This window comes from Kribbella pittospori, assembly GCF_004331465.1.
Classification (GTDB): Bacteria; Actinomycetota; Actinomycetes; order Propionibacteriales; family Kribbellaceae; genus Kribbella; species Kribbella pittospori.
The window spans coordinates 135,137-159,658 of record NZ_SJKB01000015.1; the positions used below are offsets into that span (position 1 = coordinate 135,137).

Genomic DNA, 24,522 nt, shown 5'->3' on the forward strand with positions numbered 1-24,522 from the left:
AGGGCCGGGGTGCGGCTTGTTGGTACAGCTTCGTCTGTAGATTGCATACCGTATGGTGTAGTCGTAGTCTTACCCCAGCCCATAGTGGTTGTCCAGAGCTCGGCGCCAGGAGGCTGGGATGACGATTCACGACGAACTCGCCACAACCCGTCAGGCCGTGCGGGCGCTGGAGAAAACCCTTGTGGCGTTGAGGAATCGGCTCGGCCCGCATCTCGACGTACTGCGGCTGCTCGACGACCTCGATCGGTGTTCGACCGACCTCCGCCGGCTCGAGCAGCAGGTGGGTGCACCCCGCCGGCAGGAGCTCGTGGTGATTCCGGACGGTGACTACGACCACGGGCTCTGGGGAGCCGGGGACGTCGATCACGAAGGAGTCGGAGGCCCGGGCCGACGCGCTCCGTAACGAATCCGGGCCCCGCAGACCGTGTCTGCGGGGCCCGGATCTGCGACGGCAAGTATCAGTACGAGCGAATCGCCTCGACGACCGCATCGAGGAACTGCATGGGCCGGACCAGGTCGTCGTAGTCGATCGGCGGCCGGCGGGTCTTGGCCATCTCCAGGAACGCACGCAGCCCCGGTTCGACGTACGACGGGCCGAGGACGAGCTCGCGAGCCGCCAGGCCGTACCGCCCGACGACCAGACCGTGGAACGGGACCCGCCCATCCGAACTCGGTCGCACGAACTGCACGACGACCCTGATGCCACCGACGTCGGCGCCCGCGACGATCGTGTCGGCGAACTTTTCCACGCTGACCTCACCGACGGCGCCGGGCGCGAGCCTGAGCGCGACGTCGACCGGGTGGATCCCGTAGAAGTAGATGCCGCCGTACTCACTGTCCGGGTCTGCCGGACCGGTGGTGATTACCGTCTGCGGTGCACCGAGCGACGCTGCCTGCTCGGCCAGCGCGTCTGTGTCCGGCACCCAGCGCACAGCCGAGGAGGAGGTCAACGGTGCATCGTGTTCGCGCGCCGCGGCAACGATCGCCCGGGCATCGGCCCCGGTGCAGGCGAGCGGCTTGTCCACGAACACCGGCAGACCTTCGGCCAGGAACGGTACGGCGTGCTCCCGGTGCAGACCGCCGTGCCGATCGGTGATGATCACGGCGTCGACCAGACCCAGCAGGTCGGTCGGTGCGTCGACAAGCCGCTCGAGCTGCCCGGTGACGCGGAGCTTCTCGTTGCGTTCGCTCGCGCCGCCACTGAGGGCGACGACGCGGGTGTCGGCCGCCCTCCGCTCGACGTTCAGGTAGTCGATGATGTGGTCGACGTGGGAGTTCTCCGTCCCGATGATGCCGATGCGCACGTCAGTCTCTCCCGGTGAGCTGGACCGGACGACCGGTCCGGGCGGATTCGTAGCTGCCGAGCACCACTTCGAGTGCACGCCGGGCGTCCCGGGTGCCGATCGCCGGCGCGCGGCCGTCGCGGACCGCCTCGATGAAGTCGAGGTACTGATCCCGATGGGCATCGGCGACCGACGTCGTCCCGCTCGCCTGCCCCGCCGGCACCGCACCGGCAGTCTCGAAGGCGATCAGGTCGTCGTTCTCGATCACCGCGCTGCCGCGGTCGCCGTACACGGACAGCCGCACCGGGCGGCCCGGGTACGCCGACGTGGTGGCCACGATCGACCCGATCGCGCCACTGCGGAACCGGACGGTCGCCGCCACCGTGTCCTCGACCTCGATCCGCTCGTGCGCGAGCCGGTCGCTGTACGCCTGCACTTCGACGGGCTCGCCCAGCATCCACAGCAGCAGGTCGACGACGTGGATGCCCTGGTTCATCAGCGCTCCGCCGCCGTCGAGCGCAACCGTGCCCCGCCAGCCGCCGGAGTCGTAGTACTCCTGCGAACGCCAGAAGGCCGACTCGGCCAGTCCAGTGGTGATCCGGCCCAGTCTGCCATCGGCGACAGCCTGGTGCATGAAGGCCGGGGCGTACTGGAACCGGCGCTGACTGATCACGGCCACGGTCAGTCCGGTCTGCTCCTCCGCATCGATCAGCCGGTCGGCCGCTGCCAGGGAGACGTCGATCGGCTTCTCCACGATGACGTGCTTCCCCGCCTCGAGCGCGGTGATGGCGTTGTCGGCGTGATACCCGCTGGGCAAGCAGATGCTGACCGCGTCGATATCCGGCCGGGCGCAGGCCTGCTTCAGATCCGTCATCGGCTCACCGCCGTACTTGCCGCTCAGAGCCGCCGCTCGCTCCGCCTCCACATCGACGATCGCGATCAACTCCGAGCCCTCGGGGAGGGACGTGATCAGGCGGGCATGGGTCTCACCGATGACTCCGGCACCCACCACAGCGAACTTCATCCGGCCTGTCCTCTCTGTTGTCCGTCGGTCCACGGCAGCACGGCTTCACCGGCGTCGGCGCTCTGCTGAGCGAGTAGCGCGACCCGCGTCGCCACGAACCCCGCCGCCGTACTCGTCTCGGGCTCACGGCCTGCCGACAGGGCGTCCAGCGCCTCGGCCGCCGGGCGCCGGCCGGGCGGCAGCTCCACCTCCCAGGGCGGCCGGTCGGTGGTTGCCGCGATCAACTTGTTCTGCGCCCAGAACAACTCCGCCGTGCCCTCGGTGCCGGTGAGTCGCATCCGGTAGTCACCGTGGTACGGCGATGCGGCGGGTGTCAGCCAGTTGACCTCGATCGTCGCGACGACCGGGCCGGCTCCGAGCAGCAGCGATCCGTGCAGCGCGAACTCGGGATCGGTGCTGTCCGCCAGCCCGGCGACCGTTCCCTCGGTCGCTCCGGACAGCAGCAGGACGAGGTCGATGTCGTGGACGGCGAGATCGCCGAGGATCCCGCCGTACCCCTTCCTGCTGAGGAACCAGTCCGGCCGGGTCGGCCGGTTGAGCTTGTGCGGACCGGTCGACGCGACCTGCACCAACTCCCCCAGCGAGCCGTCGGCCAGCAGCGCGCAAGCGGCCAGGGTCTCGGGATAGTGCCGCTTCTCCAGCAGCAGGGAAACGAAGCGGCCGGTTTCGCGCTGCGCGGCCTCGATCGCGTCGAGTTCGGCGAGCGTCGTACAGAGAGGTTTGTCGGCCAGCACGTGCGCGCCGGCGCGGAGCGAGTCCACGATCGCCTCGGCCCGGTCCGCGTAGATGCCGGCGATCATGACGACCTCGGGCCGCAGTTCGTCGAGCAGCCGCCGGTGATCGTCGTACGCCGGTACGCCGAACTCAGCGGCGTACCGGCCCGCCGTCGCCGGATCCGGATCCGCGACAGCGACCAGCACGAGATCCTCGCGCAGTGTCACCTCGTCCAGCGCGTACCTGACATGAGCGTGCGCGGCGCCGATCACGGCCAGCCGGAGGGGTGCGGGCATGGACCGAGTCAACCCTGCAACCGGTTGCTACGTCAAAGGTCAGACCGGCGCCTGACCGCCTCCCCCGATCGACGGCGCAGCGGTGACAGCGGAGCCGGCCACCGCCAGACACTGTTTCAGCAACCCGCGCAGCCGTACGTCGTCTGCGGCCCGGGCCGTGACGGATACGGCTTCGGCAGCGTGCTCGGGAGCGACGAACGTCCGGTAGAACGACTCGCTCCGGCAGACCCGATCCAGGATCGGAAACCACCAGCGCGCCGATCCCGCCAGGTCCTCCTGCCCGGTGAGGAAATGGACCGCGGTCTGATGCGCCCTCGAGAGCCTTCTCCGCTCGTCCGTCGTCAACTCCCCGCCCACCAGCGCTGTGGACACGCACAACGAGACCAATCGCGCGGTCGGTTCGAAACCGGGCTGCGCGGTGCCGAGGAAACTCGGCGCCAGCGGCAGCAGCGCACGGCGCCCGGACGAGCTGCTGTGGTCGTGGACCGCCCTCGCGACCGCGCTCAGAGTGGGATGCACACAGGTGGGCCGGTCCGTCCAGGGCTCACGGGCCAGCCTCGACACCAGTTCCATGACACACGGATCGGACCGGGCGACCTTCCCGTAGCCGTTCACTCGCCGGACCGCACTGTTCCGCTGACCGGCGTACCCAGCTGTGGCCGGACCGGTAGTGCCGGTCGCCCGGGTTGTTTCAGCAACCGCACACTCAGCGCAGTGATCACGCCGAGTAGCCCGGCGCCGAGGAACAACGGCCGGTAGCCGATCTCGGCGATCAAGGACGCCGTAACGCCAACTCCGACCAGTCCGCCGACGGCCTTCGCGGAGTACAGGATCGCCTGGTTCTGCAGCAGGCTGTTCTCGCCGAAGAACTCGAGCACCAGGTTGGCCATGATCGCGTAGAACGCGCCACCACCGAGACCGGCGAACATCGCGCACAGCACGAAGACCCAGCCCGCCCCCGCCTCGCCGGCGACAACCAGGCCGACGTGGGTGAAGCCTTCGACCATGAGTACGGCGGCCAGCACCCGACGCCGGCCGAACCGGTCCGAGAGGTTACCGGCGAACGACCTGCCGAGACCGTTGACCGCGGCAAGCATTCCGGCGGCGAAGCCCGCGACTGCCATGCCCAGCCCGGCCGTCACCGCATAGCTCACGACGAAAGCGATACCGAACAACGACAGCGCCGTACACAGAGCGAGCGTCAGCCACATCAGCGGCAGCGCGCCGGTCCGCATCGCCTCGGCCGGACGGTAGTGCCGGACCGCGGGCGCGTTGTGCGGGATGCTCCGGTTCAGCTTCCGGTCGATGGCCCACGCCTGCGCGTCGATGTCGGCCGGCCACCAGTGTCGCGGCGGGTCCTTCAGCAACCCACCCGCGGTCACCACGATCGCAACGGCGACGATCGCGGTCAGATCGAACACCAGTCGACGCCCGCCAGGTGAGTCGACCAGCGCCAGCAACGCGATACTCGGTACGGCGCCGACCGCGAAACCACCGGTGACGAAGCCGATCGTCGCAGTACGACGGTCCGGGAACCATCGGGCCGACGTGGTGATGCAGGCGGCGTACACCAGACCTGCGCCGCTGCCGCCGAGCAGCGAGTAGCCGAGGACGACAACGAAGTAGCTGCCCGCATGCGCGAGCGTGGCGAGCCCGATCGCCGCGAGCACACCTCCGACGATCACCAGTTGCGTCGGTGTGGCACGGCGTACCCGGTGGGCCCAGGCGGCCGGGATGGCGACCAGGGCCTGGCAGGCGACGAACACCGCGAGCAGCCACATGGTCGGGGCGAAGCCCCAGCCGCGGTCGGAGTCGAGGCCGAGCGCGGCGGTGCCGAAGCTGTACTGCAGGGGGCTGATGGCAACCATGCAGGCCCAGGCGGCCCACAGTTGCCAGCGCCGCGAATGTCCGGTCAGATCCCGGGCCTCCTCGCCGATCCGGTACCGCCGGCCGTAGACGTCACGCACATCCCGGGGCTGCACATTTGACGGCGCCACCCCACCGTCCCGGCCGGGGGGCATCACGTGATTCATATCCGCCTCCTGACTACTGCATACCGTATGAGATCTGTGGTACCCCTCCGCGTCCGCGTTGTCCAGAGCTCGGAGCTCTTGTGAACCGGAATGCATACAGCATACAGTCGCCATACGACCGGCAGCGATCGAAGGACTTCCCATGGACCTGATGGAGTACCAAGCCAAAGAACTCTTCGCCCGGCACGGTGTTCCGGTGACGCTCGGACGGGTGATCGACGACCCCGCCGACGCCGCCGCTGCAGCCGCGGAACTCGGCGGCCGGGTGGTGGTGAAGGCGCAGGTGAAGACCGGCGGCCGCGGCAAGGCCGGCGGCGTCAAACTGGCCGCCACGCCTGACGAAGCGGTGGCGACGGCCGGCGAGATCCTCGGCATGGACATCAAGGGGCACACGGTCCACCGGGTGCTGCTCGCGCCGGCCGCGGACATCGCCGAGGAGTACTACTTCTCCTTCCTGATCGACCGGGCCAACCGCAACTACCTGTGCATCGCCAGCACCGAGGGCGGTGTCGAGATCGAAGAGGTCGCGCACACCAACCCGGACGCGATCGCGAAGGTCGCCATCGATCCGGCCGTCGGCGTCGACGACGCCAAGGCCGCCGAGATCGTCGCCGCGGCCGGCTTCCCGGTCGGCGCGGAGCACGTCGTCCGCAAGCTGTGGGACGCGTTCATCGCCGAGGACGCGTCGCTGGTCGAAGTGAACCCCCTGGTCAAGCTGGCCGACGGCACGCTGGAGGCCCTCGACGGCAAGGTCACGCTCGACGAGAACGCGGCGTACCGGCATCCGGACCACGCGAGCTTCGAGGACAAGGCCTCCGCGGACCCACTCGAGGCGGCGGCCCAGGAGAAGGGCCTGAACTACGTCAAGCTCGACGGCTCGGTCGGAATCATCGGCAACGGCGCCGGGCTGGTCATGTCCACGCTCGACGTCGTCGCGTACGCCGGTGAGGCACACGGCGGCGTGAAACCGGCGAACTTCCTCGACATCGGCGGCGGCGCGAGCGCCGAGGTGATGGCGAACGGACTCGGCATCATCCTGTCCGACGCGCAGGTGAAGAGCGTGTTCGTGAACGTGTTCGGCGGCATCACCGCCTGCGACGCGGTCTCCAACGGCATCGTCCAGGCACTCGAACTGCTCGGCGACCAGGCCGACAAGCCGCTGGTCGTCCGGCTGGACGGCAACAACGTCGACGAGGGCCGCAAGATCCTTGCCCGGGCCAACCATCCGCTGGTGACCGTGGTCGACACCATGGACGGCGCCGCCGCCCGCGCGGCCGAACTGGCCGCCGTCGCGGCACAGAACTGAGAGGTGGGACAGAGATGGCGATCTTCCTGACCGAGAAGAGCCGGGTCATCGTGCAGGGCATGACCGGCTCCGAGGGACAGAAGCACACCAGCCGGATGCTTGCCGCCGGCACCAACATCGTCGGCGGCGTGACACCCGGCAAGGGCGGTCAGTCGGTCGACTTCGCGAAGCGCTCGATCCCGGTCTACGGCTCGTGCGCGGACGCGGTGAAGTCGACCGCTGCGGATGTGTCGGTGGTGTTCGTGCCGCCTCGCTTCACGCTCGGCGCCGTGACCGAGGCCGTCGACGCCGGCGTACCGCTGGTCGTGGTGATCACCGAGGGCGTGCCGGTCCAGGACACCGCCGCGTTCTTCGCGCGTGCACAGGCCGCGGGGACCAGGGTCATCGGTCCGAACTGTCCGGGGATCATCAGCCCGGGGCGTGCGAACGCGGGCATCATTCCCGCCGACATCGCGGGTCCCGGCCGCATCGGCCTGGTGTCGAAGTCGGGCACGCTGACGTACCAGATGATGTACGAACTGCGCGACTTCGGGTTCTCGACCGCGATCGGGATCGGCGGTGACCCGATCATCGGCACCACCCACATCGACGCGCTGCAGGCCTTCCAAGAGGATCCGGACACCGACGCGATCGTGATGATCGGCGAGATCGGTGGTGACGCCGAGGAGCGGGCGGCCGCGTTCATCAAGGAGAACGTGACCAAGCCGGTCGTCGGTTACGTCGCGGGCTTCACCGCGCCGGAGGGCAAGACGATGGGCCACGCCGGCGCGATCGTGTCCGGTTCGTCGGGTACGGCGGCCGCGAAGCAGGAGGCCCTCGAAGCTGCCGGCGTACGCGTCGGCAAGACCCCCACGGAGACCGCTGACCTGATGCGCGCCGTACTGGCGGTGGAGGAGGTCGGCGTATGACGGCGATCGGCTTCATCGGGCTGGGGATCATGGGTTCGCACATGGCGACGAACCTCGTCCGGGCCGGCCATTCCATCACCGGGTACGACGTCGTACCGGCTGCTGTGGATCGGTTGGCGCAGGCCGGCGGGAAGCCCGCGGCGGACATCGCGTCGGCGGTGGCTGGGGCCGAGGTGGTCATCACGATGCTGCCGGACTCGCCGCAGGTGTCGGAGGTCGTGCTCGGGCCGGGTGGTGTGTTGTCCGCCGTCCAGCCGGGCGTGCTGTTGATCGACATGAGTTCGATCGCGCCGGAGACGTCGCTGGCAGTGGCAGCCGCTGGAACAGAGCGCGGTGTGCGGGTGCTGGACGCGGGCTCGAGGTGCTCGCCGGCGGCCTGGCCGGCAACCGCATCCTCGACCTCAAGGCGGCCGGCATGCTGGCTCGCGAGTTCGAGCCCGGCTTCCGGATCGACCTTCACCACAAGGACATGGGCATCGCGCTGGCTTCGGCGCGCGCCGCAGGCGTCGCTCTCCCCGTCACCGGCGTCGTCGCTCAGCTGGTAGCTGCGGCCCGGGCCCAAGGACACGGATCCCTGGACCACTCCGCGCTACTCAAAGTCGTGGAGCAGCTCTCAGCCCGCTGATCACGTCCGGGGCGGCGCCGTGCTGCCCCGGACCACCAGCTCGGTCGCCACAGAGACCGGACTGTGGTGGTGCTCCCCCGCCTGGATCTCGCTGATCAAGGCGTCGACGCTATGACGTCCCACCTCTGCGAACGATTGGCGGACGGTGGTCAGTGGAGGCCAGAAGTGCGCGGCTTCCTCCATGTCGTCGAAGCCGACCACACTGACATCGCCAGGTACGGCGCGGCCGCGCTCGTACAGGGCACGCAGCAGACCGAGGGCCATCTGGTCGTTCGCCACGAACACCGCCGTCACGTCGTCATTGGCAGCCAGGGCGCGGCCCGCGTCGTACCCGGAGCTGGCGGTCCAGTCGCCGTCGTGCACTGGCGGCACCTCGCAGCCGTGGTCGAGCAGGGTCTGCTCCCAGGACTGCCGGCGCCGGTCGGCCGCGAACGACGTCGGCGGGCCGCCGAGATGCCAGACCGTCCGATGTCCCAGCTGCAGCAGGTGTTCCGTGGCAAGCCGCGCGCCCTGCGCCTGGTCGGTGTCGACGATCGGGTAGTCGTAGTGGGCACTCGAGTCGACGACCACGACCGGCAGACCGTCCGGCAGTTGTACGCCGGCCTCGTCCAGCGTGTGCGCCTCGATCAGGATGATCACGCCGTCCACCGCCTGCTCCCCCAGCCGGCTGAACGCGTTCGTCACCGCGCGCTGACTGACGTCCAGCACGGGCAGCAGGTTGATCGAGTAGCCACTCATCGTCGCCGCTTTCGCGATCGCGTCGAGGGTGCGCGTCGTACCGAAGCTGGACAGCTCGAACACAATCGCGCCGATACTGCGGAACTCGCCGTTGCGCAGCGCGCGGGCGGCGCCGTTCGGGCGGTAGCCGAGCTCGCGCATCGCGGCCCGGACCCGGTCCCGGGTCACCGCGTCGACGTTGTGCCGGTCGTTCGCGACCCGTGACACCGTCTGCCCGGACACGCCGGCCAGCCGGGCCACGTCGGCCATCGACGGACCGCGCCGCCGTCGTACCAATGGATCCTCCGCTGCCATGACCCTCCCTCGCGTTGCCTGGAGTCTAGACATGTTGACGTAAACACGCTACCGTCACGCCGTCGATGTTGACGTCAACATTGCGCGCGTCGCGGTGACGCGGGAGCGAGAGGAGGTCGACGGACGTATGGCGGAGTCCGTGGCCCACGACCACATCAGACCACTGCGCGCGACCGGCACCCGGCGGCGCCGAGCCGGCCGGGACGGCAAGGGGTGGCTGTTCGTCGGCCCGTTCCTGGCCGTGTTCGCGCTCACCTTCCTGGCCCCGATCGGGTACGCGATCTACCTCAGCCTGTTCCGTGAGCAGGCGTTCTTCGGCGGCCGGGTGTTCGTCGGGCTGGACAACTACGTCGACGCGATCCAGGACTCGAAGTTCTGGGAGGCGTTCGGCCGGGTCGCGGTCTTCCTGGTCGTCCAGGTGCCGGTGATGCTGATCCTCGCGCTGCTGGCCGCGCTGGCCATCGACAGCGCCCGGCTGCACGCCGCGAGCTTCTTCCGGATCGTGATCTTCCTGCCGTACGCCGTACCGGGCGTGGTCGCCGTGTTGATGTGGGGCTACATCTACGGCAACAACTTCGGGCTCGCCGCCGACCTGAACGACCTGTTCGGCACCACCGCGATCCAGCCGCTGAGCGGGTCCTGGATGCTGCCGTCGATCGCGAACATCGTCACCTGGGAGTTCGTCGGCTACAACATGCTGATCTTCTACTCGGCGCTGCGCACGATCCCCGGCGAGCTCTACGAGGCGGCCGCGATCGACGGCGCCGGGACGTTCCGCACCATCCGCGCGGTCAAGCTGCCGGCGCTGCGCGGCGCGATCGTGATCGCCACCATCTTCTCGATCATCGGCAGCTTCCAGTTGTTCAACGAACCGAACATCCTGCGCACCCTGGCGCCGAACGTGATCACCACGTACTACACGCCCAACATGTACGCCTACAACCTGTCCTTCGCCGGGCAGCAGTTCAACTACTCCGCCACGATCGCGATCGTGATGGGCGTCATCACCGCGATCATCGCGTACGTCGTCCAGCTGCGCGGATCCCGGGAGGCCCTGTGAGTACGACGATCTCACCGCTGCGCCCGAAGCGGTCACGGCTGCTGACCGGCGTGATGGTGGTGTACCTGGTCTACACACTGGTGCCGCTTCTCTGGTTGTTGCTCAGCGCAACCAAGACCCAGGCGGACCTGCTGTCCAGTCCAGGACTGTGGTTCGGCAAGAGCTTCGCGTTCTTCTCCAACATCAAGGACACCCTCACCTACAACGACGGCATCTTCCTGCGCTGGCTCGGCAACACCGTGCTGTACGTCGTCGTCGGTGCCGGTGGGGCGACACTGCTCGCGACCGCGGCCGGCTACGGCCTGGCGAAGTACAAGTTCGCCGGCCGCCGCGCCGTCTTCGCGGTGCTGCTGGGTGCGGTCGCCGTCCCCGGGACCGCGCTGGCCGTGCCGACGTTCCTGATGTTCTCGAACCTTGGGCTGACCAACACCGTCTGGGCGATCATCATCCCGTCCCTGGTGAGCCCGTTCGGGCTGTACCTGATGTGGGTGTACGCCACCGACGCCGTACCGCACGAGCTCCTCGAGGCGGCCCGGATCGACGGCGCCGGGGAGGTCCGGACGTTCTTCACCGTCGCGCTACGACTGCTTGCCCCGGGCATCGTCACCACTCTGCTGTTCGCGGTGGTGTCGACGTGGAACAACTACTTCCTGCCGCTGATCATGCTCAGCAAACCCAACCTCTACCCACTCACGGTCGGGCTCACCCAGTGGAGCAACCAGGCAACCGGCGTGGGTGCCCGCCCCATCTACAACCTGGTGATCACGGGGTCGTTGCTGACCATCGTGCCCCTCGTGGTCGCCTTCCTCCTCCTCCAGCGGTTCTGGCAGTCCGGCCTGTCCGCGGGCTCGGTCAAATAGTTCGGGGTCAAGTGAAAGGGAACACCATGAAGTCACATCGGCCACATTGGCACCGCATCCGGCAGCTGGTGGTTGCCGGAGCCGCTCTCACGGCGCTCGGGGCCGTGGCCGCCTGCGGCGGATCGAAGACCGACAGCGGCAGCGGGAGCCAGACCGCCGGCTCCCCCGACGCCGTCAACGCGGCACTGGAGAAGGGCGGCACCATCACCTACTGGAGCTGGACGCCGTCGGCCGAGGCGCAGGTGAAGGCGTTCGAGGCGCAGTACCCGAACGTCAAGGTGAACTACGTCAACGCGGGTACCGGCAACGACCACTACACCAAGCTGCAGAACGCGATCAAGGCCGGTTCGGGCGCTCCGGACGTGGCCCAGATCGAGTACCAGGCGCTTCCGCAGTTCGCGCTGCCCGGCTCGCTCGTCGACCTGAACCAGTACGGCTTCAGCCAGTACGAGTCGGCGTACACCGCCTCGACCTGGGCCGCCGTGCACGCCGGCAGCGGTCTCTTCGGCCTGCCGCAGGACTCCGGGCCGATGGCGTTGTTCTACAACAAGGACGTCTTCGACAAGTACGGCCTGACCGTGCCGAAGACCTGGGACGAGTACGTCGCCGCGGCCAAGAAGCTGCACGCGGCCAACCCGAAGGCCTACATCACCAACGACTCCGGTGACGCCGGCTTCACCACGTCGATGATCTGGCAGGCCGGTGGTACGCCGTTCAAGACCGACGGCAAGAACATCAGCATCAACCTGGCCGACGACGGCTCGAAGAAGTGGACCGGCACCTGGAACCAGCTCGTCGAAGGCGGCCTGGTCTCCGCGATCCCGGGCTGGACCGACGAGTGGTTCAAGGCCCTTGGCGACGGCACCATCGCGACCCTGCCGACCGGTGCCTGGATGCCGGGCGTGATGGAGGCGTCGGTCAAGGCCGGCGCGGGCAAGTGGCGGGTCGCCCCGATGCCGACCTACGACGGCCAGCCGGCCACCGCGGAGAACGGCGGCAGCACCGAGTCCGTCCTGAAGCAGAGTGCAAACCCGGCACTGGCGGCCGCCTTCGTGCGCTGGCTCAACCACGACGAAGGCGTGAAGCCGTTCCTCGCGAGCGGCGGCTTCCCGGCGACCACGGCGGACCTCAAGGACCCGGCGTTCGTCGGCAAGGCCAGCGCCTACTTCGGCGGTCAGAAGATCAACGAGGTGCTCACCGGCGCGGCCGGCACGGTGGTCAAGGGCTGGACCTACCTGCCGTACGAGCTGTACGCGAACAGCATCTACGGCGACACCGTGGCAAGTCGTACCAGGCCAAGTCCGACCTGGACGCCGGCCTGAAGTCCTGGCAGGACGCTCTGGTTGCCTACGGCAATCAGCAGGGCTTCCAGGTGAACGGCTGACCTGTGTCCCACTTCGCGATCGGTGAGTCCGACTTCCTTCTCGACGGCGCGCCCTTCCGGATCCTGTCCGGCGCACTGCACTACTTCCGGGTGCACCCGGACAGCTGGGCCGACCGGATCGAGAAGGCCCGCCTGATGGGGCTCAACACCATCGAGACGTACGTCCCCTGGAACGCGCACAGTCCCCGGCCCGGTGTCTTCGACACCACCGGGATACTCGACCTCGAGCGATTCCTGCGGGAGGTGGCCGCGGCCGGCCTGTACGCGATCGTCCGGCCGGGTCCGTACATCTGCGCGGAGTGGGACAACGGCGGCCTCCCCGCCTGGCTCTTCCGGGAGCCGGGCGTGGGGGTGCGCCGCAACGAACCGCGCTTCCTGGCCGCGATCGAGGAGTACCTGGACGCCGTACTGCGGATCGTCCGGCCGCTGCAGGTCGACGAGGGCGGACCGGTCCTGCTGGTCCAGGTGGAGAACGAGTACGGCGCGTTCGGCGACGACCAGACCTATCTGAAGGCGGTCGCCGAGATCATCCGGAACGCCGGGATCACGGTGCCGCTGGTGACCGTCGACCAGCCGGTCGACGCGATGCTGGCGGCCGGCGGACTGGACGGCGTACTGCGGACCGCGTCGTTCGGGTCGCGGGCAGGTGAGCGGCTGACGACGCTGCGGAAGCACCAGCCGAGCGGGCCGTTGATGTGCATGGAGTTCTGGGACGGGTGGTTCGACTACTGGGGCGGGCCACACCATACGACCAGCGCCGCCGACTCGGCGGCTGAACTCGACGCGCTGCTGGCGGCCGGTGCGTCGGTGAATATCTACATGTTCCATGGCGGCACGAACTTCGGGCTGACCAGTGGGGCCAACGACAAGGGCGTCTACCGGCCGACGATCACGTCGTACGACTATGACGCGCCGCTGGACGAGGCGGGGAACCCGACCGCGAAGTTCCACGCCTTCCGCGAGGTGATCTCGCGGTACGCGCGCGTCCCCGACGTTGTCCCGGCGTCGGGGGTGCGGGCGCCGGAGACCTCGGCCGTGCTCGGCTCACCGGTCCGGTTGCTTGCGGATACCTGGGGTGACTGGTCTCCGTACGACGTACTGCCGACGCTGGACGAGCTCGACGCGCGGTTGGCGTTGTTCCGCACCGAGGTCGCCGCGGAGGAGCCGGTGCTGCTGAGTGTCGGGGAGGTGCGGGATCGGGCGTATGTGTTCCTGGATGGTGCTCCGGTCGGTGTCCTCGACCGGGAGCGGCACGATCGTGCGCTGATGCTGCCGCGTGGTGGGCGGCTCGAGATCGTGGTCGAGGATCAGGGGCGGGTGAACTACGGCCGGCGGATCGGCGAGCCCAAAGGGCTGATCGGTCCGGTCCGGGTGGGGTCGGCGGAGCTGACCGGGTGGTCGGTGTGTGCGATCGATGTGGAGGCTGTGCCGCTGTTGTGGGACTCCGTGCGGCCGGATGTCAACGGTGTCGGGCCGACGGCTTGGCGGGCGTCGTTCGAGGTCGAGGAGCCGGTGGACCACTTCCTCTCGACCGTTGCTTGGGGCAAGGGGATTGCCTGGGTGAACGGGTTCAACCTCGGGCGGTACTGGCGGCGGGGTCCGCAAGAGACGTTGTACGTGCCCGGTCCGGTACTTCGTCCTGGCCGCAACGAACTCGTCGTTCTCGAGTTGGACGTGATGGCTGAGCCGGTGGCGCACTTCGTAGCCGGGCCCTCGCTCGGGCCGCTCGAACTGTAGGTGGAACAGGTGGGTCCGGCGTCGCTGTAGCCGGACCCACCTGGCTCAGGAATGCACCGCCGGCGCGGGGGCTGAGGTCGGGGCGTGGGCCAGCGACGGGCCGGTGCCGATCTTGCTGGCGAGCAGGTCGGCGACGGCGTGGACCGCGCGCAGGGTCGGCGCCTTGGTATCGGTGAGGTCGGCCAACTCGACGACCGCGGCGAGGATCACGTCGAGCTCGAGCGGTTTGTCCTTCTCCAGGTCCTGGAGCATCGAGGTCTTGTGCTCCCCGACCCGCTCGGCGCCGTTGATCCGCTTGTCCACCGAGATGTCCGGGTGACAGCCGACCGCGGCCGCGATTTCCAGCGTCTCCTCCATCATCAGCCGGATCATCGCCCGCGTCCCCTGGTGCTGGGCGATCTCCACCATCGTCGCCCGGGCCAGCGCGCTGATCGGGTTGAACGCCGCGTTGCCGAGCAGCTTGATCCAGATGTCCTTGCGGATGTCCGCCTCGACCGGGCACTTCAGCCCACCCGCGATCATCGCCTCGCTGAACGCCGTACACCGGTCCGAGACACCGCCGCCGGGTTCGCCGATCGAGAAGCGCGTGCCTTCCAGATGGCGTACGACGCCCGGCCCTTCGAGCTCGGTCGAGCAGTAGACGACACAGCCGACCGCGCGGTCGAGCGCCAGCACCTCCGTCACCGAGCCGTCAGGGTCGACGGACTCGATCCGGCGGCCCTCGTACGGTCCCTTCAGGCCGTGGAAATACCACCACGGGATGCCGTTCTGGGCCGCGATGACGACGGTCTTGTCATGCAGCAACGGCTCGACCAACGGGCCGGCGCTGGCATACGAGTTCGCCTTCAGCCCGAGGAAGATGTAGTCGACCGGACCGACCTCGGCCGGGTCGTCGGTGGCCGGCGTTCGTGCCTCGAAGTCGCCGCGCGGACTGAGCACCTTCACACCGCCGGAGCGGATCGCGTCCAGATGGGCGCCGCGGGCAACCAGGTGGACCTCCGTCCCACCGCGATGCAAAGCCGCGCCGACGTACGCGCCGATCGCACCGGCGCCGAGAACCGCAACTTTCATGGCTACCTCCTCAGTCCCTCGGGCCGAAGTTCAGTCCGACCAGCTGTACTCCGGCGTCGCGGATGGCGCGCTCGAACGCGTCCACCTCGGCGTCACCCGGTAGATGAGTGTCGAACGGCCACCAGAACTCCACCGCAGCGAATCCGGCGGCGCGCGCCGCGGCGGGCCGCTCCAGCAGCGGGAGCTCGGTGAACAGGATCGAGCAGTTGACGGCGAACCGTGCGGTGTCCATGCGTGTCCCACCTTCCGGAGGGGCTTGGTATACCGGATACAGTAGGCGGGCGCCTGTATCCGGTCAAGACATGACGCAGATCACATCCTGGGTAAGCGCTCGCCCGATGAATCCGGGCCGTCCCGGCGGTACGTACCCGTGTCAGTTCCTCAAGACCAAGGGAGTACGTCATGGGACGCGTCATCGTGATCGAGTTCGTCAGCCTGGACGGTGTGGTGTCGGATCCGGACGGATCGGCCGGTACGCCGGGCGGCGGCTGGGCGTTCCGGCACGGGCCGGAGACCGTCGCCGGGGACAAGTTCCGCTTGGGCCGGGTGATGGACGAGGGCGTGATGCTGCTCGGCCGGACCAGCTGGCAACTGTTCAGCCGGCTCTGGCCGAACCGCACCGACGAGTTCTCCACCCGGATGAACAAGATGGCCAAGGTCGTCGCGTCGCACACGCTGACCGACGTGTCCGCCTGGTCCAACTCGAGCGTGCTCGACGGCTCGCTGACCGACTACGTGCGCACCGAGACCCGCGACATCGTCGTCACCGGCAGCCTGAGCGTCGTCCACGCACTCCAGGCCGCCGACCTCGTCGACGAGTACCGGCTGCTCACCTTCCCGTCGATCATCGGCACCGGCACCAAGTTGTTTCCGGACCTGGAGTCACCGGTGCACCTGCGGCTGGACTCGGTCGACCAGGCCGGCGCGGCCACGCTGGCGACGTACCAGCGGTCAGAGAGTGGGAGCTAGCCCGAACGCCGCGAAGACGGCCTCGTCCTGGAAGACCCGGTTGTGGCTGATGCCGGCCGCGGTGACGGTGAAGACATGCAGGGTGTGCAGCCTGTGAACCTCGCCCTCACCGCGGTAGACCGCGATCCCGGCCTGGCCGTTGGCCGCGATCGGGAACACCCGCCAGTCGGTGCCACGCAGCGCGAAGACCCGCGCCACGAACCGCAGGTGGTCCTCGCGTCCGGCGTACCAGTTGTAGAACGGCGGCATCTCCAGTACGACGTCCGCCGTGAGCAGCTCGGCGAACGCGGCGACGTCCGCCTTCTCGAACGCGGCGATGTACTTCTCGACGAGCTGCCGGGAGCGCGGGTCATCGGGCTCGAGTACGTCGTCCTCGGCCAGTCCGGTGTCCGCCAGCTTCCCGCGGGCGCGCTGGAGCGCGCTGTTGACCGAGGCCGGCGTCACCTCGAGGGCGGTCGCGACCTCAGCCGCCGACCAGTCCAGTACGTCGCGCAGGATCAGTACGGCGCGTTGCTTCGCGGGCAGGAACTGCAGTGCGGCGATCAGGGCGAGCCGCAGGCTGCCGCGCTCCCCCGCCACGGCGGCGGGGTCGTCCGGGAACGGCTGCAGCCACGGCACCTCCTCACCACGGACAAGTGCCCCCTCCGGATCCTCACCGCGGGCGACCAGTCCTGACGGCAGCGGGCGGCGTCCGCGGTTCTTCAGCTCGGTCAGGCAGGTGTTCGTGGCGATCCGGTAGAGCCAGGTGCGCAGCGACGCCCTGGTCCCGTCGTACTGGTCGAAGGCACGCCAGGCACGCACCATGGTTTCCTGCAGCAGGTCCTCGGCGTCGTGGATCGAGCCGGACATGCGGTAGCAGTGGTGCAGCAGTTCCCGCCGGTACGGCGCTGTGCTCGTCTCGAAGCTCCCGTCAAAGGTCACTGCACCATTGTGTTGGCAGGATGGGGCGATGACCTGGCCGCGGACGGTGTGGATCGGCGGGGCACCGGGAGCGGGGAAGTCGACGATCGCGCGGGATCTTGCGCGGTGCTCGGACCTTCCGCTGCATCCGGTGGACCTGTGGACGTACGACCATGTCGGGCGGATGCCACCGATGCGGTCGCTGGCTGAGGATCTGGCCGACGGGCCGGAGTACGCCGCCGACGCGTTCGTGCGGATCGCGCGGACGCGGCTGGAGCTCGTTGCCGAGGACGTGCGGGCGCGCCGGCTGGGCGACGTACCGGCTCTGGTGGAGGGGCCGCAGTTGTACCCGTCGATGACCGATCAGTCGGTCATGGCAGCGGTGTGGTTGGTGCCGGACGCGGAACAGACGCGGCGGGCGCGGGAGGAGCGGCTGGCCCGGGCTCACGATCCGGAGGGGCGCGCCCGGTTGGAGGGTCTGCTGGCGCGGGACGCCGTACTGGCTGACCGGGTACGGCGTGAGGCGGCGGAGTACGGGCGGACGCTCATCGAAGTACCGGCCACACCGGATTGGGCCGCGATCGCTCGCGGGGTGGAGTCTGCACTGGGCGAGCTGCCGCGGCTACCTGCAGGTCCGGCGTTGAGCGCCCAGCGGCAGTTCGAGAACGCGGCCGCGTGTCGTCAGGGACGACTGTGGCAGGCGGACATCGGACTGGCCGAGCTGCCGCCGTACCCGTTCGCGTGCGAGTGCGGCAGCTCCGGGTGCGCCGAGACCTGGTCCGGGACACCCGACGCGTACGACGCTGTCGACGGGCTACTCGTCACGCACTAGGAGTGTGTCGCGTCGTCACGCACTAGGAGTGGGTTGCGCGGAGGGCCAGGGCGAGCTCCTCCAGCGCCGGCAGCGCGTCGATGATCTGCCGGGCCGACTTGTCCGGGAGCTCGTCGAGGCAGGCACCGATCGCCTCGGTGCGCAGCAGTTTGACCCGCTCGTGCACCTCGCGCCCGGCCTCGGTCGCCTCGACCTGGATCACCCGCAGGTCCTCCGGGTTCGGGTCGCGCTGGATCAGGTCGAGCTCCGTCAGCCGGCCGACGACCCGCGACAGCATCGTCGGATTGACGCCCTCGAGCTGCGCCAGCTCGGTCAGGCCGAGCGGACCGCGGAACGCGATCAGGCCCAGCACGGACGCCTGGGTCGGCGTCAGCCCTTCGCCGGTGGCCGTGGCGTTGAGCTCCCGCGCGAGCCTGGAGATCACGCCGCGGAGCCGGCTCAACGTCTCGGTATCCGTCATGTCACCCCTTTATTGCCTGCCGGCAAGCAATGTAATCTGTTCATCGATGGAATCGTCGAGTGCACCCCAGCAGATCGCCGAACCGGCCGCGGACGAACCACTGGCCCACCGGCGGGTCGTCTTCGGCATCGTCTCGATCGCTCTCCTGATGGCTTCGATTGATCAGACCATAGTGGCGACCGCGCTCAACGCCATCCGCGGCGACCTGAACGCGGAGCTGACCTGGAGCGGCTGGACGATCACCATCTACGCGCTGGGCCAGATCATCGTGATGCCGCTGGCCGGCCGGCTCGGTGACCAGTTCGGCCGGCGGCGGATCTTCCTCGGCGCGGCGGTGCTCTTCACCGTCGCGTCACTGCTGTGCAGCCTGGCTGACAACATCTACCTGCTGGTGGTGTTCCGGGCCCTGCAGGCGATCGGCGGCGGCGCCTTCATGCCGACCGCGACCGGCATCGTGTCCGAGCAGTTCGGGCGCGACCGGGACCGGGCCATCGGCATGTTCACCTCGATCTTCCCGATCGGCGGCATTCTCGGCCCGATCATCGGCGGCATCATCGTCACCTACTGGTCCTGGCGGGAGATCTTCATCGTCAACGTGCCGATCGGCGTTCTGCTGATCGTGCTCGGTCTGCGGTTCATCCCGCGCAGTGTGCCGCAGCGCGCCGCCCGGGTCGACGGGTTCGGCGCCGTCCTGCTGGGGCTGACCATCCTGTTCGGAATGTACGGGATCACGCTGCTCGGCGGGAACGGCGCGACGCCCGCCGATCCGTTCTTCATCGGCGCCGAGGTGATCGCGATCGTGCTCGGCGTCCTGTTCGTCCGGCACGCGAACCGCCGGGCCGCGCCGTTCATCCCGATCTCGTTGCTGCGCGGGCGTGGCTTCGGGGCGATGAACGCGATCAACTTCCTGTTCGGCGCGGCGGTGCTGGGCTTCGGCGCGCTCGTTCCGCTCTATGCCGAATCGCGGTACGGGATCCAGCCGCTCCAGGCCGGAACGTTGCTCACGGCAAGGGCCGTCGGAATGATCTGTGTGGCAGGCCTGGCTGTCTTCGCGCTGCGCCGGACCGGGTACCGGACGCCGATGATCGGTGGGTTCGTGCTGGTGGCGGCCGGGATGACGGTGATGTCGCTCGCCCCGCACGGATTGACGCCGTACGCGTGGCTCGCGCTGGCGGCGGGGATCACCGGCATCGGGATGGGATTGTCGATTCCGGCGTCGAACAACGCCAGTCTGCAGCTGGCGCCGGCGCAGATCTCGGCGATCGCCGGGCTGCGCGGGATGTTCCGGCAGTCGGGTGGAATCGTCGCGGTCTCGATCACCACCGCGCTGCTGGCGCACGCCCAGAACGGCGGCCTGGCCCAGGCCAACAGCTTCGTCGTCTTCGCCGTCGTACTGCTGCTGATCCTGCCGCTGACGCTGTTCGTGCCCGACCACCGTGGCTCCTGGTGATCACGCCGCGGACGCCCAGGTGTGCTACGGTTTCCAGCGGTTGCAGTTTTGCAGTTCCACGTACGTTCAAGACGCCCGCGGATTTGTGATCCGCCGGGCGTTTTCTCATTCCGGGCCTGATCGAGGCCTTGTGTGGGAGGGCTGGTTGCGGCAACCGACACCCATCAGGACCCACAGAAGGAACAAGATCATGGCCAGCGGCACAGTGAAGTGGTTCAACAGCGAGAAGGGCTTCGGCTTCATCTCCCAGGATGACGGCGGCGCCGACGTGTTCGTGCACTACTCGGCGATCGCGTCGAGCGGCTACCGCTCGCTGGACGAGAACCAGAAGGTCGAGTTCGACCTGACCCAGGGCCCGAAGGGCCCGCAGGCGGAGAACGTCCGCCCGCTCTGACCTGAGCAAACAGCAGCCCCCGGCCGAGCTTCGGTCGGGGGCTGTTGTCATGTGGTCCAGAGGTACTCGCCGTCGTCCAGCTCGTCCGTGCGGGTCAGCCCGGCGGCCGTGGTGACGGCTGCCGACGCGGCGTGGTCCGGGTGGACGTGGGCGATGATGCGCTGCATGCCCTGCGCGTTCAGCCAGGCGACCAGACCCTGAGCGGCCTCCTTCGCGTAGCCGCGTCCCTGCCAGTCGGTGCCGATGACCCAGGCGATCTCCGCCGTACTGCCGGTGACGCTGGCCTGGACGTAGCCGACGAGCTCGTCGTCGTGCTGGATCACCCAGTTGAGCCAGTGCTCGTCGGGACGTCCCGGTCCCTCGAGCTGGCGCTTGTAGCGAGCCTCGATGCGTTCGACCGACGGCGGTTCACCACCGATGAAGGTGTACAGCGCCGGGTCGGCGAGCACCTTGGCCATCTGCGCGGCGTACTCGACCTTCAGCGGGAGCATTGCCAGGCGGGCGGTCCGGAAGGGCGTGATCACGGCTCAACCGTAGCGCCGCGCATTCGTGTGCAGGTCGAACTGCGGACTCCGGTGGCCGTCCGCCTCGTACGGCGCCACCCGCTCCTCGTAGTGCAGGTAGGTACCGGCTGCCGCCCCCAGCCGGTCCCCTGTCTCCACGGTCTCCCCCTGGCGGACCGTGACATCGCCCAGATGGTCGTAGACGTGCCAGATGGCGTTCGACTCGACCACAACCTCACCAGCACCGGCCTGGACCACCACACCGGCCAGGGTCGCCCTGACCGGCGTACCGGGTTCGGTCCGGTAGTCGCGACCGGAATGACCCGCGTCCCCGAACTCGCGGACCACCACAGGGTTGTGCACCGGCGCAGCCATCCTCAGATCGTGCGGCGGAACCTTCAGGCAGCCTTAAAGCCGGGCCGGCACTCCCGGATAGGGCGCCGGCTCGACTTCGAGCTCAGCCATCCGCTGCACGTAGGTGCGGTACGCCCGACGGGCCTCACCGTGCGCACCACTCGCCTGGAACGCTGACACCAGGCCCAGATGCGCGCGCTCGTCGTACTGATCCCGTTGCAGGATCCGCAGCAGGTACCCGGCCGCCGCGTCGGGGTCACGCCGGCCGCGCTCGGCCAGCACCCGCGCGACCCGCACGTAGAGCGCCCGCGCCTCCTCCCGCATCCCCGCGGCCCAGTCCGCGAACACGTCCTCCTCCAGGAAGTCCCCGCTGTACGCCGCCTCGGCTGCGCGCAGCAACCGCAGATCGCCGGTATTGAGGCCCTCTCGCGCGTCGTGCAGGAACAGCTCCACATCCACGGCCGCCTGCTCGCCGTCCAGCCAGATCGTCGCCCGGTCCGCACCGACGAAGCCGTCCGCCGGGTACCTCTTATTCGGATCTAGCACCGAGCGGACGGTCGACAGCGCTACCGAGAGGCGTGGTGAGGCGACCGACTCGTCCTGGTCCGGCCAGAGCAGATCCAGCAACTGCACACGGGCGACCGGATGGCAGCGGCGGGCGACCAGGATCTTCAGTAGGTCGCGTGCCTTCTTCGACGGCCACTCCCCGAGCTGGATCGCCTTCCCGGCCCTCAGTACGCGGAAGCCACCCAGGCACTCGATGCGGACCGGCGCCGGACCGGTCGCGTCACTGGCCGCCAGCGCAGCTGCCGCGTAGCGGGTTGCGCCTGCCGCCAGGAACTGCTGGTGTGCGCGCAGCGCGAGCTCACGACCTTCCGGACCATTGGTGCGCCCGGCAAGCATCAGTTCGGCCCGCGCCTCTCCGAGCTGGTCGCCCAACTCACTGCGGATGTTCAGCACCTCGTGCAGGACCTCGCCGCCGCCGGCTGCGGCGTACAACTCCAGAGCGTCTGCCAGACCTGCTCGGTCGCGCCGCTTGCGGCTGATCGCGGCGGCTTCCTCTGCGGTGGCCGCCGCCTCGGTCTGGTTGCCCGCGTGCAGGGTTACCCAGCCGAGAGCGACCAGTGCGCCGGAGAGACCGAGGACAGGCCCGTAATCGACGGCCTGGCGTGCCAGTGCGGCCAGCTCGGCGGCTCGCTCCGGCTCCTCCACTGCCAGGACCCTCGCCAATCCGGCCAGCGACGGGACGAGGGATTGCATGTCCCTGGTCTCCTCAGCCATCGGGATGGCTTCCTCGAAACAAGCTCTGGCCAGGGCACGGTCGCCACGCTGGCGGTAGACCTCGCCCAGTACCGACAGCGGCTGAGCGACTCGCTTGGACTCGAGCTTCTGGTACAGCGCGCGGGACGCCTCCAGCTCGCCGATGGCCTCGTCCAACCGGCCGAGTCTGAGCAGCGCCTCACCGCGGTTGTTCAACGCCAGCGCCCGGAACACCGCGAAGCCCGCGCGATCCGCGAGCTCCAGTGCGATGTCCAGCTCCTTCAGGCCGAGTGCGTAGTCGCCTTCGGAGATGTGGTGCGAGGAGCGGTTCACCCTGATCCGGATCGCCTGCAGCAGGTCGCCCGCGCGCTCCGCATGTTCGAGTGCCCGCACGTAGTGGGATGAGTTGCCACGCGGGTCGCTGTCCACCGCGGCCAGCATCGCGAGGACGGTGTGCACGATCGCCAGCGCCCCGTCGTCGCCGGATACTTTCGCGGTTTCGTACGCCGTGGTGATCAGCGCGCGGCACTCCTCGAACTCGCCACGCAGCCAGTGCGCACCGGCCCACCAGGCTTGCAGAAGCGCCTCGTCCGTCGGGTGCCGCCCGTCGATCCGTCCACGCTGGTACGTCGCGATCGCCACGTCCGTCTGGCCGCGCAGGTGATGGATCAGGCCCAGCCGCCAGGCGATGGCGACCGGGATCTCGCCCTCCGGCTCGATGATCCGGTCGAAGCACTCCATCGCGCCCTGCCAGTCACCGAGGACCTGCCGGGCTTCGCCTTCCAGCTGATCCATCGCGGCGTCGCGCAGCTCAACGGGCAGGGCGCCGACGGATGCGACCACGGTCTCGGCCATGCCACCGCTGACCATCGCATGCCCGCTTTCAGTCAACATGCGGGCCGCCCTGGCCGCGTCGACGGCCTGGTAGCACGCCAGTGCGTCGCGATGCTCCCCCACCGACTCGAACCACTGCCCCGCTTGCAGCGACAGTTCGGTCAACTCCTGCTCGTCGACGACCAGTCTGTCGGCGGCGAAGTTCTTCACCAGCGGATTGAGCTCGTAGCCGTCGTCCTCGCCGGCAGACACGAGCAGTCCGCGCGTGCGGAGCTGCTGCAGCGTTTCCGCGCTGTCGGTAAGTCCGATCGCCTTGCACAGCTCCGCACCGAACCGGGGTAATACAGCCACGCCGGCGACCAAGCGCCGTACTGCTGGAGGCTCTGCCGCGAAGACCTCCTCGGCCAGGTAGTCGTAGAGCGGACCGTCCGAGCGGAGAGCCCGGCGGAGGCGGATCGCGCGCTGGTCGGCTGGTGCGGTCCGCAGTGCTTCCACGGCGAGACGTACGGCGGCCGGCCAGCCGTGGACCGCGGACTGGAGTGGCTCGGCGAGGTCCTCAGTGCCGTCGCCGAGGACGTTCTCCAGTACGGCGAGGGTCTCGGCGACTGTGAACGCGAGGGCGGTGGCGTCGATCTCCAGCACCTGGCCGCGGCCGCGGAGCCGATCGATCCCGAAGGGCATCGGGGTGCGGGAGGCAACGACCACGTGCAGGTTCGGCGGGGCGGTACGGATCAGGCCCTCGACGAGCTTGGTAGCGGGTGCGGCCGGGTGCAGCTCGTGCAGGTCGTCGAGGACGAGCACCAGGTCGTGACTGAGGTTCGCGTCCAGCGCGTCGGCGAGCAGAGCGGCGTACGCGAGGGCTCTGGTCTGTTGCTCGGCGTCGGCGTCGGGCCCGCGAGGGCTCTGCAACTCGGCCGGGATGGTGTCCAGTTCGGGCACTTGCCGCCGGAGGGCGCCGACGAGGCCGGACACCATCGCGGACAGCGAACCGTCCTCGGCGCGCACGGTGTGCCAGGCACAGGCTCGTCCGGCCGCCCATGAGCCCAACAGCGTCGACTTCCCGAACCCAGCGTCCGCCACCACCGTCAGCAGCCGTCGCTGAACCCCTTCATCCAGCAACGCCACCAGCCTCGGCCGCCCCACCGCCCCAGACTCCACCCGCCTCACCTCCCCAGATCCCCAACAGGACAGCACCCTCCAGACGTACGCCGCAACCGTGCTAGCCCTGATCCA

25 protein-coding genes and 1 pseudogene are annotated in these 24,522 nt (G+C 68.9%); 13 read left to right on the forward strand and 13 right to left on the reverse strand.

What is annotated here, in order from left to right; genetic code table 11:
- The first annotated feature begins 118 nt into the window (after nucleotides 1-118).
- Complete coding sequence (locus E0H73_RS36020; protein ID WP_131364090.1) at nucleotides 119-403, forward strand: hypothetical protein; 285 nt, start codon at nucleotides 119-121, stop codon at nucleotides 401-403.
- Nucleotides 404-458: 55 nt separating this feature from the next.
- Here the strand turns inward: E0H73_RS36020 and E0H73_RS36025 are convergent, their stop codons facing one another.
- From E0H73_RS36025 to E0H73_RS36045, 5 genes are read right to left on the reverse strand one after another with little or no spacing between them, the layout of a single operon-like run.
- Nucleotides 459-1,304, reverse strand: a complete 846-nt coding sequence (locus E0H73_RS36025) for a Gfo/Idh/MocA family oxidoreductase (protein ID WP_165555951.1) — start codon at nucleotides 1,302-1,304, stop codon at nucleotides 459-461.
- Between the two features lies 1 nt (nucleotide 1,305).
- The gene (locus E0H73_RS36030) at nucleotides 1,306-2,307 is read right to left on the reverse strand and encodes a Gfo/Idh/MocA family protein (RefSeq protein WP_202867722.1); all 1,002 of its coding nucleotides are present in this window, start codon (nucleotides 2,305-2,307) and stop codon (nucleotides 1,306-1,308) included.
- Nucleotides 2,304-3,317 carry a Gfo/Idh/MocA family protein gene (locus tag E0H73_RS36035; RefSeq protein WP_131364094.1) on the reverse strand — a complete coding sequence of 338 codons (1,014 nt, stop codon included), beginning with the start codon at nucleotides 3,315-3,317 and terminating at the stop codon, nucleotides 2,304-2,306. The genes E0H73_RS36030 and E0H73_RS36035 overlap by 4 nt, the downstream gene beginning before the upstream one ends.
- Nucleotides 3,318-3,356: 39 nt before the next feature.
- Nucleotides 3,357-3,932, reverse strand: coding sequence for a hypothetical protein (locus tag E0H73_RS36040; protein ID WP_131364096.1), 576 nt, complete (start codon nucleotides 3,930-3,932; stop codon nucleotides 3,357-3,359).
- On the reverse strand, nucleotides 3,929-5,350 hold the full coding sequence (locus E0H73_RS36045; RefSeq protein ID WP_238164491.1) for an OFA family MFS transporter: 1,422 nt from the start codon (nucleotides 5,348-5,350) through the stop codon (nucleotides 3,929-3,931). Before E0H73_RS36045 ends, E0H73_RS36040 begins: the two co-directional genes overlap by 4 nt.
- A gap of 142 nt (nucleotides 5,351-5,492) precedes the next feature.
- Between E0H73_RS36045 and sucC the strand changes: the two genes are divergently transcribed.
- The 4 genes and pseudogenes from sucC to E0H73_RS47555 all read left to right on the forward strand — a co-directional run bounded on the left by sucC (nucleotide 5,493) and on the right by E0H73_RS47555 (nucleotide 8,189).
- Nucleotides 5,493-6,656, forward strand: a complete 1,164-nt coding sequence (gene sucC / locus E0H73_RS36050) for an ADP-forming succinate--CoA ligase subunit beta (RefSeq protein ID WP_131364098.1) — start codon at nucleotides 5,493-5,495, stop codon at nucleotides 6,654-6,656.
- Between the two features lie 14 nt (nucleotides 6,657-6,670).
- Nucleotides 6,671-7,564: a succinate--CoA ligase subunit alpha gene (sucD, locus tag E0H73_RS36055; RefSeq protein ID WP_131364100.1), complete on the forward strand. Its 894-nt coding sequence runs from the start codon at nucleotides 6,671-6,673 to the stop codon at nucleotides 7,562-7,564.
- Between the two features lie 41 nt (nucleotides 7,565-7,605).
- Nucleotides 7,606-7,860, forward strand: a pseudogene (locus E0H73_RS47550) (NAD(P)-binding domain-containing protein); the annotation flags it as partial.
- A gap of 65 nt (nucleotides 7,861-7,925) precedes the next feature.
- Entirely contained in the window at nucleotides 7,926-8,189 is a 264-nt protein-coding gene (locus E0H73_RS47555; protein ID WP_238164492.1) for an NAD-binding protein, read from the forward strand.
- On the opposite strand, the gene E0H73_RS36065 is transcribed toward E0H73_RS47555, so the two are convergent.
- On the reverse strand, nucleotides 8,190-9,221 hold the full coding sequence (locus E0H73_RS36065) for a LacI family DNA-binding transcriptional regulator (RefSeq protein ID WP_131364102.1): 1,032 nt from the start codon (nucleotides 9,219-9,221) through the stop codon (nucleotides 8,190-8,192).
- Between the two features lie 127 nt (nucleotides 9,222-9,348).
- On the opposite strand from E0H73_RS36065, the gene E0H73_RS36070 reads away from it, so the two are divergent.
- From E0H73_RS36070 to E0H73_RS36085, 4 genes are all read left to right on the forward strand, one after another.
- Nucleotides 9,349-10,281, forward strand: coding sequence for a carbohydrate ABC transporter permease (locus tag E0H73_RS36070; protein WP_131364104.1), 933 nt, complete (start codon nucleotides 9,349-9,351; stop codon nucleotides 10,279-10,281).
- Entirely contained in the window at nucleotides 10,278-11,141 is an 864-nt protein-coding gene (locus E0H73_RS36075) for a carbohydrate ABC transporter permease (RefSeq protein ID WP_202867723.1), read from the forward strand. The genes E0H73_RS36070 and E0H73_RS36075 overlap by 4 nt, the downstream gene beginning before the upstream one ends.
- A 26-nt stretch (nucleotides 11,142-11,167) precedes the next feature.
- Nucleotides 11,168-12,463 (forward strand): ABC transporter substrate-binding protein, encoded by a 1,296-nt coding sequence (locus E0H73_RS36080; protein WP_238164493.1) that lies wholly within the window; start codon nucleotides 11,168-11,170, stop codon nucleotides 12,461-12,463.
- Between the two features lie 65 nt (nucleotides 12,464-12,528).
- Nucleotides 12,529-14,262: a glycoside hydrolase family 35 protein gene (locus tag E0H73_RS36085; protein WP_131364106.1), complete on the forward strand. Its 1,734-nt coding sequence runs from the start codon at nucleotides 12,529-12,531 to the stop codon at nucleotides 14,260-14,262.
- 45 nt (nucleotides 14,263-14,307) lie between these two features.
- Here E0H73_RS36085 and E0H73_RS36090 read toward each other — a convergent pair whose 3' ends face one another.
- Both E0H73_RS36090 and E0H73_RS36095 read right to left on the reverse strand, forming a co-directional pair.
- Nucleotides 14,308-15,333 (reverse strand): 2-dehydropantoate 2-reductase, encoded by a 1,026-nt coding sequence (locus E0H73_RS36090; protein ID WP_131364108.1) that lies wholly within the window; start codon nucleotides 15,331-15,333, stop codon nucleotides 14,308-14,310.
- A 10-nt stretch (nucleotides 15,334-15,343) separates the two neighbouring features.
- Nucleotides 15,344-15,565 carry a hypothetical protein gene (locus E0H73_RS36095; RefSeq protein ID WP_238164494.1) on the reverse strand — a complete coding sequence of 74 codons (222 nt, stop codon included), beginning with the start codon at nucleotides 15,563-15,565 and terminating at the stop codon, nucleotides 15,344-15,346.
- 170 nt (nucleotides 15,566-15,735) lie between these two features.
- Here E0H73_RS36095 and E0H73_RS36100 point away from each other — a divergent pair, with 170 nt between their 5' ends.
- Nucleotides 15,736-16,302 carry a dihydrofolate reductase family protein gene (locus E0H73_RS36100; RefSeq protein ID WP_131364110.1) on the forward strand — a complete coding sequence of 189 codons (567 nt, stop codon included), beginning with the start codon at nucleotides 15,736-15,738 and terminating at the stop codon, nucleotides 16,300-16,302.
- On the opposite strand, the gene E0H73_RS36105 is transcribed toward E0H73_RS36100, so the two are convergent.
- Nucleotides 16,285-17,223, reverse strand: coding sequence for a sigma-70 family RNA polymerase sigma factor (locus E0H73_RS36105; RefSeq protein ID WP_131364112.1), 939 nt, complete (start codon nucleotides 17,221-17,223; stop codon nucleotides 16,285-16,287). The two genes, E0H73_RS36100 and E0H73_RS36105, sit on opposite strands and share 18 nt — an antisense overlap.
- Nucleotides 17,224-17,251: 28 nt before the next feature.
- Between E0H73_RS36105 and E0H73_RS36110 the strand changes: the two genes are divergently transcribed.
- A complete protein-coding gene (locus E0H73_RS36110; protein ID WP_131364114.1) occupies nucleotides 17,252-18,034 on the forward strand; it encodes a hypothetical protein in 783 nt (260 codons plus the stop codon).
- A 22-nt stretch (nucleotides 18,035-18,056) separates the two neighbouring features.
- On the opposite strand, the gene E0H73_RS36115 is transcribed toward E0H73_RS36110, so the two are convergent.
- Nucleotides 18,057-18,494 carry a MarR family winged helix-turn-helix transcriptional regulator gene (locus tag E0H73_RS36115; protein WP_131364116.1) on the reverse strand — a complete coding sequence of 146 codons (438 nt, stop codon included), beginning with the start codon at nucleotides 18,492-18,494 and terminating at the stop codon, nucleotides 18,057-18,059.
- 46 nt (nucleotides 18,495-18,540) lie between these two features.
- Between E0H73_RS36115 and E0H73_RS36120 the strand changes: the two genes are divergently transcribed.
- Both E0H73_RS36120 and E0H73_RS36125 read left to right on the forward strand, forming a co-directional pair.
- Complete coding sequence (locus tag E0H73_RS36120) at nucleotides 18,541-19,944, forward strand: MFS transporter (protein ID WP_131364118.1); 1,404 nt, start codon at nucleotides 18,541-18,543, stop codon at nucleotides 19,942-19,944.
- A gap of 190 nt (nucleotides 19,945-20,134) precedes the next feature.
- The gene (locus tag E0H73_RS36125) at nucleotides 20,135-20,338 is read left to right on the forward strand and encodes a cold-shock protein (RefSeq protein ID WP_131364121.1); all 204 of its coding nucleotides are present in this window, start codon (nucleotides 20,135-20,137) and stop codon (nucleotides 20,336-20,338) included.
- Nucleotides 20,339-20,385: 47 nt separating this feature from the next.
- Here the strand turns inward: E0H73_RS36125 and E0H73_RS36130 are convergent, their stop codons facing one another.
- From E0H73_RS36130 to E0H73_RS36140, 3 genes are read right to left on the reverse strand one after another with little or no spacing between them, the layout of a single operon-like run.
- Nucleotides 20,386-20,862, reverse strand: a complete 477-nt coding sequence (locus E0H73_RS36130; RefSeq protein WP_238164495.1) for a GNAT family N-acetyltransferase — start codon at nucleotides 20,860-20,862, stop codon at nucleotides 20,386-20,388.
- Nucleotides 20,863-20,865: 3 nt separating this feature from the next.
- Entirely contained in the window at nucleotides 20,866-21,216 is a 351-nt protein-coding gene (locus E0H73_RS36135) for a M23 family metallopeptidase (protein ID WP_131364123.1), read from the reverse strand.
- Between the two features lie 33 nt (nucleotides 21,217-21,249).
- Complete coding sequence (locus E0H73_RS36140; protein WP_238164496.1) at nucleotides 21,250-24,447, reverse strand: tetratricopeptide repeat protein; 3,198 nt, start codon at nucleotides 24,445-24,447, stop codon at nucleotides 21,250-21,252.
- Nucleotides 24,448-24,522 lie beyond the last annotated feature (75 nt).

What these genes read in the sequence shown, in the direction of transcription:
- E0H73_RS36120 (WP_131364118.1), top strand. Translation starts at nt 18,541, where the DNA reads ATGGAATCGTCGAGTGCACCCCAGCAGATCGCCGAACCGGCCGCGGAC.
- E0H73_RS36080 (WP_238164493.1), top strand. Translation starts at nt 11,168, where the DNA reads ATGAAGTCACATCGGCCACATTGGCACCGCATCCGGCAGCTGGTGGTT.
- sucC (WP_131364098.1), top strand. Translation starts at nt 5,493, where the DNA reads ATGGACCTGATGGAGTACCAAGCCAAAGAACTCTTCGCCCGGCACGGT.
- sucD (WP_131364100.1), top strand. Translation starts at nt 6,671, where the DNA reads ATGGCGATCTTCCTGACCGAGAAGAGCCGGGTCATCGTGCAGGGCATG.
- E0H73_RS36030 (WP_202867722.1), bottom strand. Translation starts at nt 2,307, where the DNA reads ATGAAGTTCGCTGTGGTGGGTGCCGGAGTCATCGGTGAGACCCATGCC.
- E0H73_RS36020 (WP_131364090.1), top strand. Translation starts at nt 119, where the DNA reads ATGACGATTCACGACGAACTCGCCACAACCCGTCAGGCCGTGCGGGCG.
- E0H73_RS36125 (WP_131364121.1), top strand. Translation starts at nt 20,135, where the DNA reads ATGGCCAGCGGCACAGTGAAGTGGTTCAACAGCGAGAAGGGCTTCGGC.
- E0H73_RS36110 (WP_131364114.1), top strand. Translation starts at nt 17,252, where the DNA reads ATGACCTGGCCGCGGACGGTGTGGATCGGCGGGGCACCGGGAGCGGGG.
- E0H73_RS36070 (WP_131364104.1), top strand. Translation starts at nt 9,349, where the DNA reads ATGGCGGAGTCCGTGGCCCACGACCACATCAGACCACTGCGCGCGACC.
- E0H73_RS36135 (WP_131364123.1), bottom strand. Translation starts at nt 21,216, where the DNA reads ATGGCTGCGCCGGTGCACAACCCTGTGGTGGTCCGCGAGTTCGGGGAC.
- E0H73_RS36090 (WP_131364108.1), bottom strand. Translation starts at nt 15,333, where the DNA reads ATGAAAGTTGCGGTTCTCGGCGCCGGTGCGATCGGCGCGTACGTCGGC.
- E0H73_RS36100 (WP_131364110.1), top strand. Translation starts at nt 15,736, where the DNA reads ATGGGACGCGTCATCGTGATCGAGTTCGTCAGCCTGGACGGTGTGGTG.
- E0H73_RS36095 (WP_238164494.1), bottom strand. Translation starts at nt 15,565, where the DNA reads ATGGACACCGCACGGTTCGCCGTCAACTGCTCGATCCTGTTCACCGAG.
- E0H73_RS36115 (WP_131364116.1), bottom strand. Translation starts at nt 18,494, where the DNA reads ATGACGGATACCGAGACGTTGAGCCGGCTCCGCGGCGTGATCTCCAGG.
- E0H73_RS36065 (WP_131364102.1), bottom strand. Translation starts at nt 9,221, where the DNA reads ATGGCAGCGGAGGATCCATTGGTACGACGGCGGCGCGGTCCGTCGATG.
- E0H73_RS36045 (WP_238164491.1), bottom strand. Translation starts at nt 5,350, where the DNA reads ATGAATCACGTGATGCCCCCCGGCCGGGACGGTGGGGTGGCGCCGTCA.
- E0H73_RS36035 (WP_131364094.1), bottom strand. Translation starts at nt 3,317, where the DNA reads ATGCCCGCACCCCTCCGGCTGGCCGTGATCGGCGCCGCGCACGCTCAT.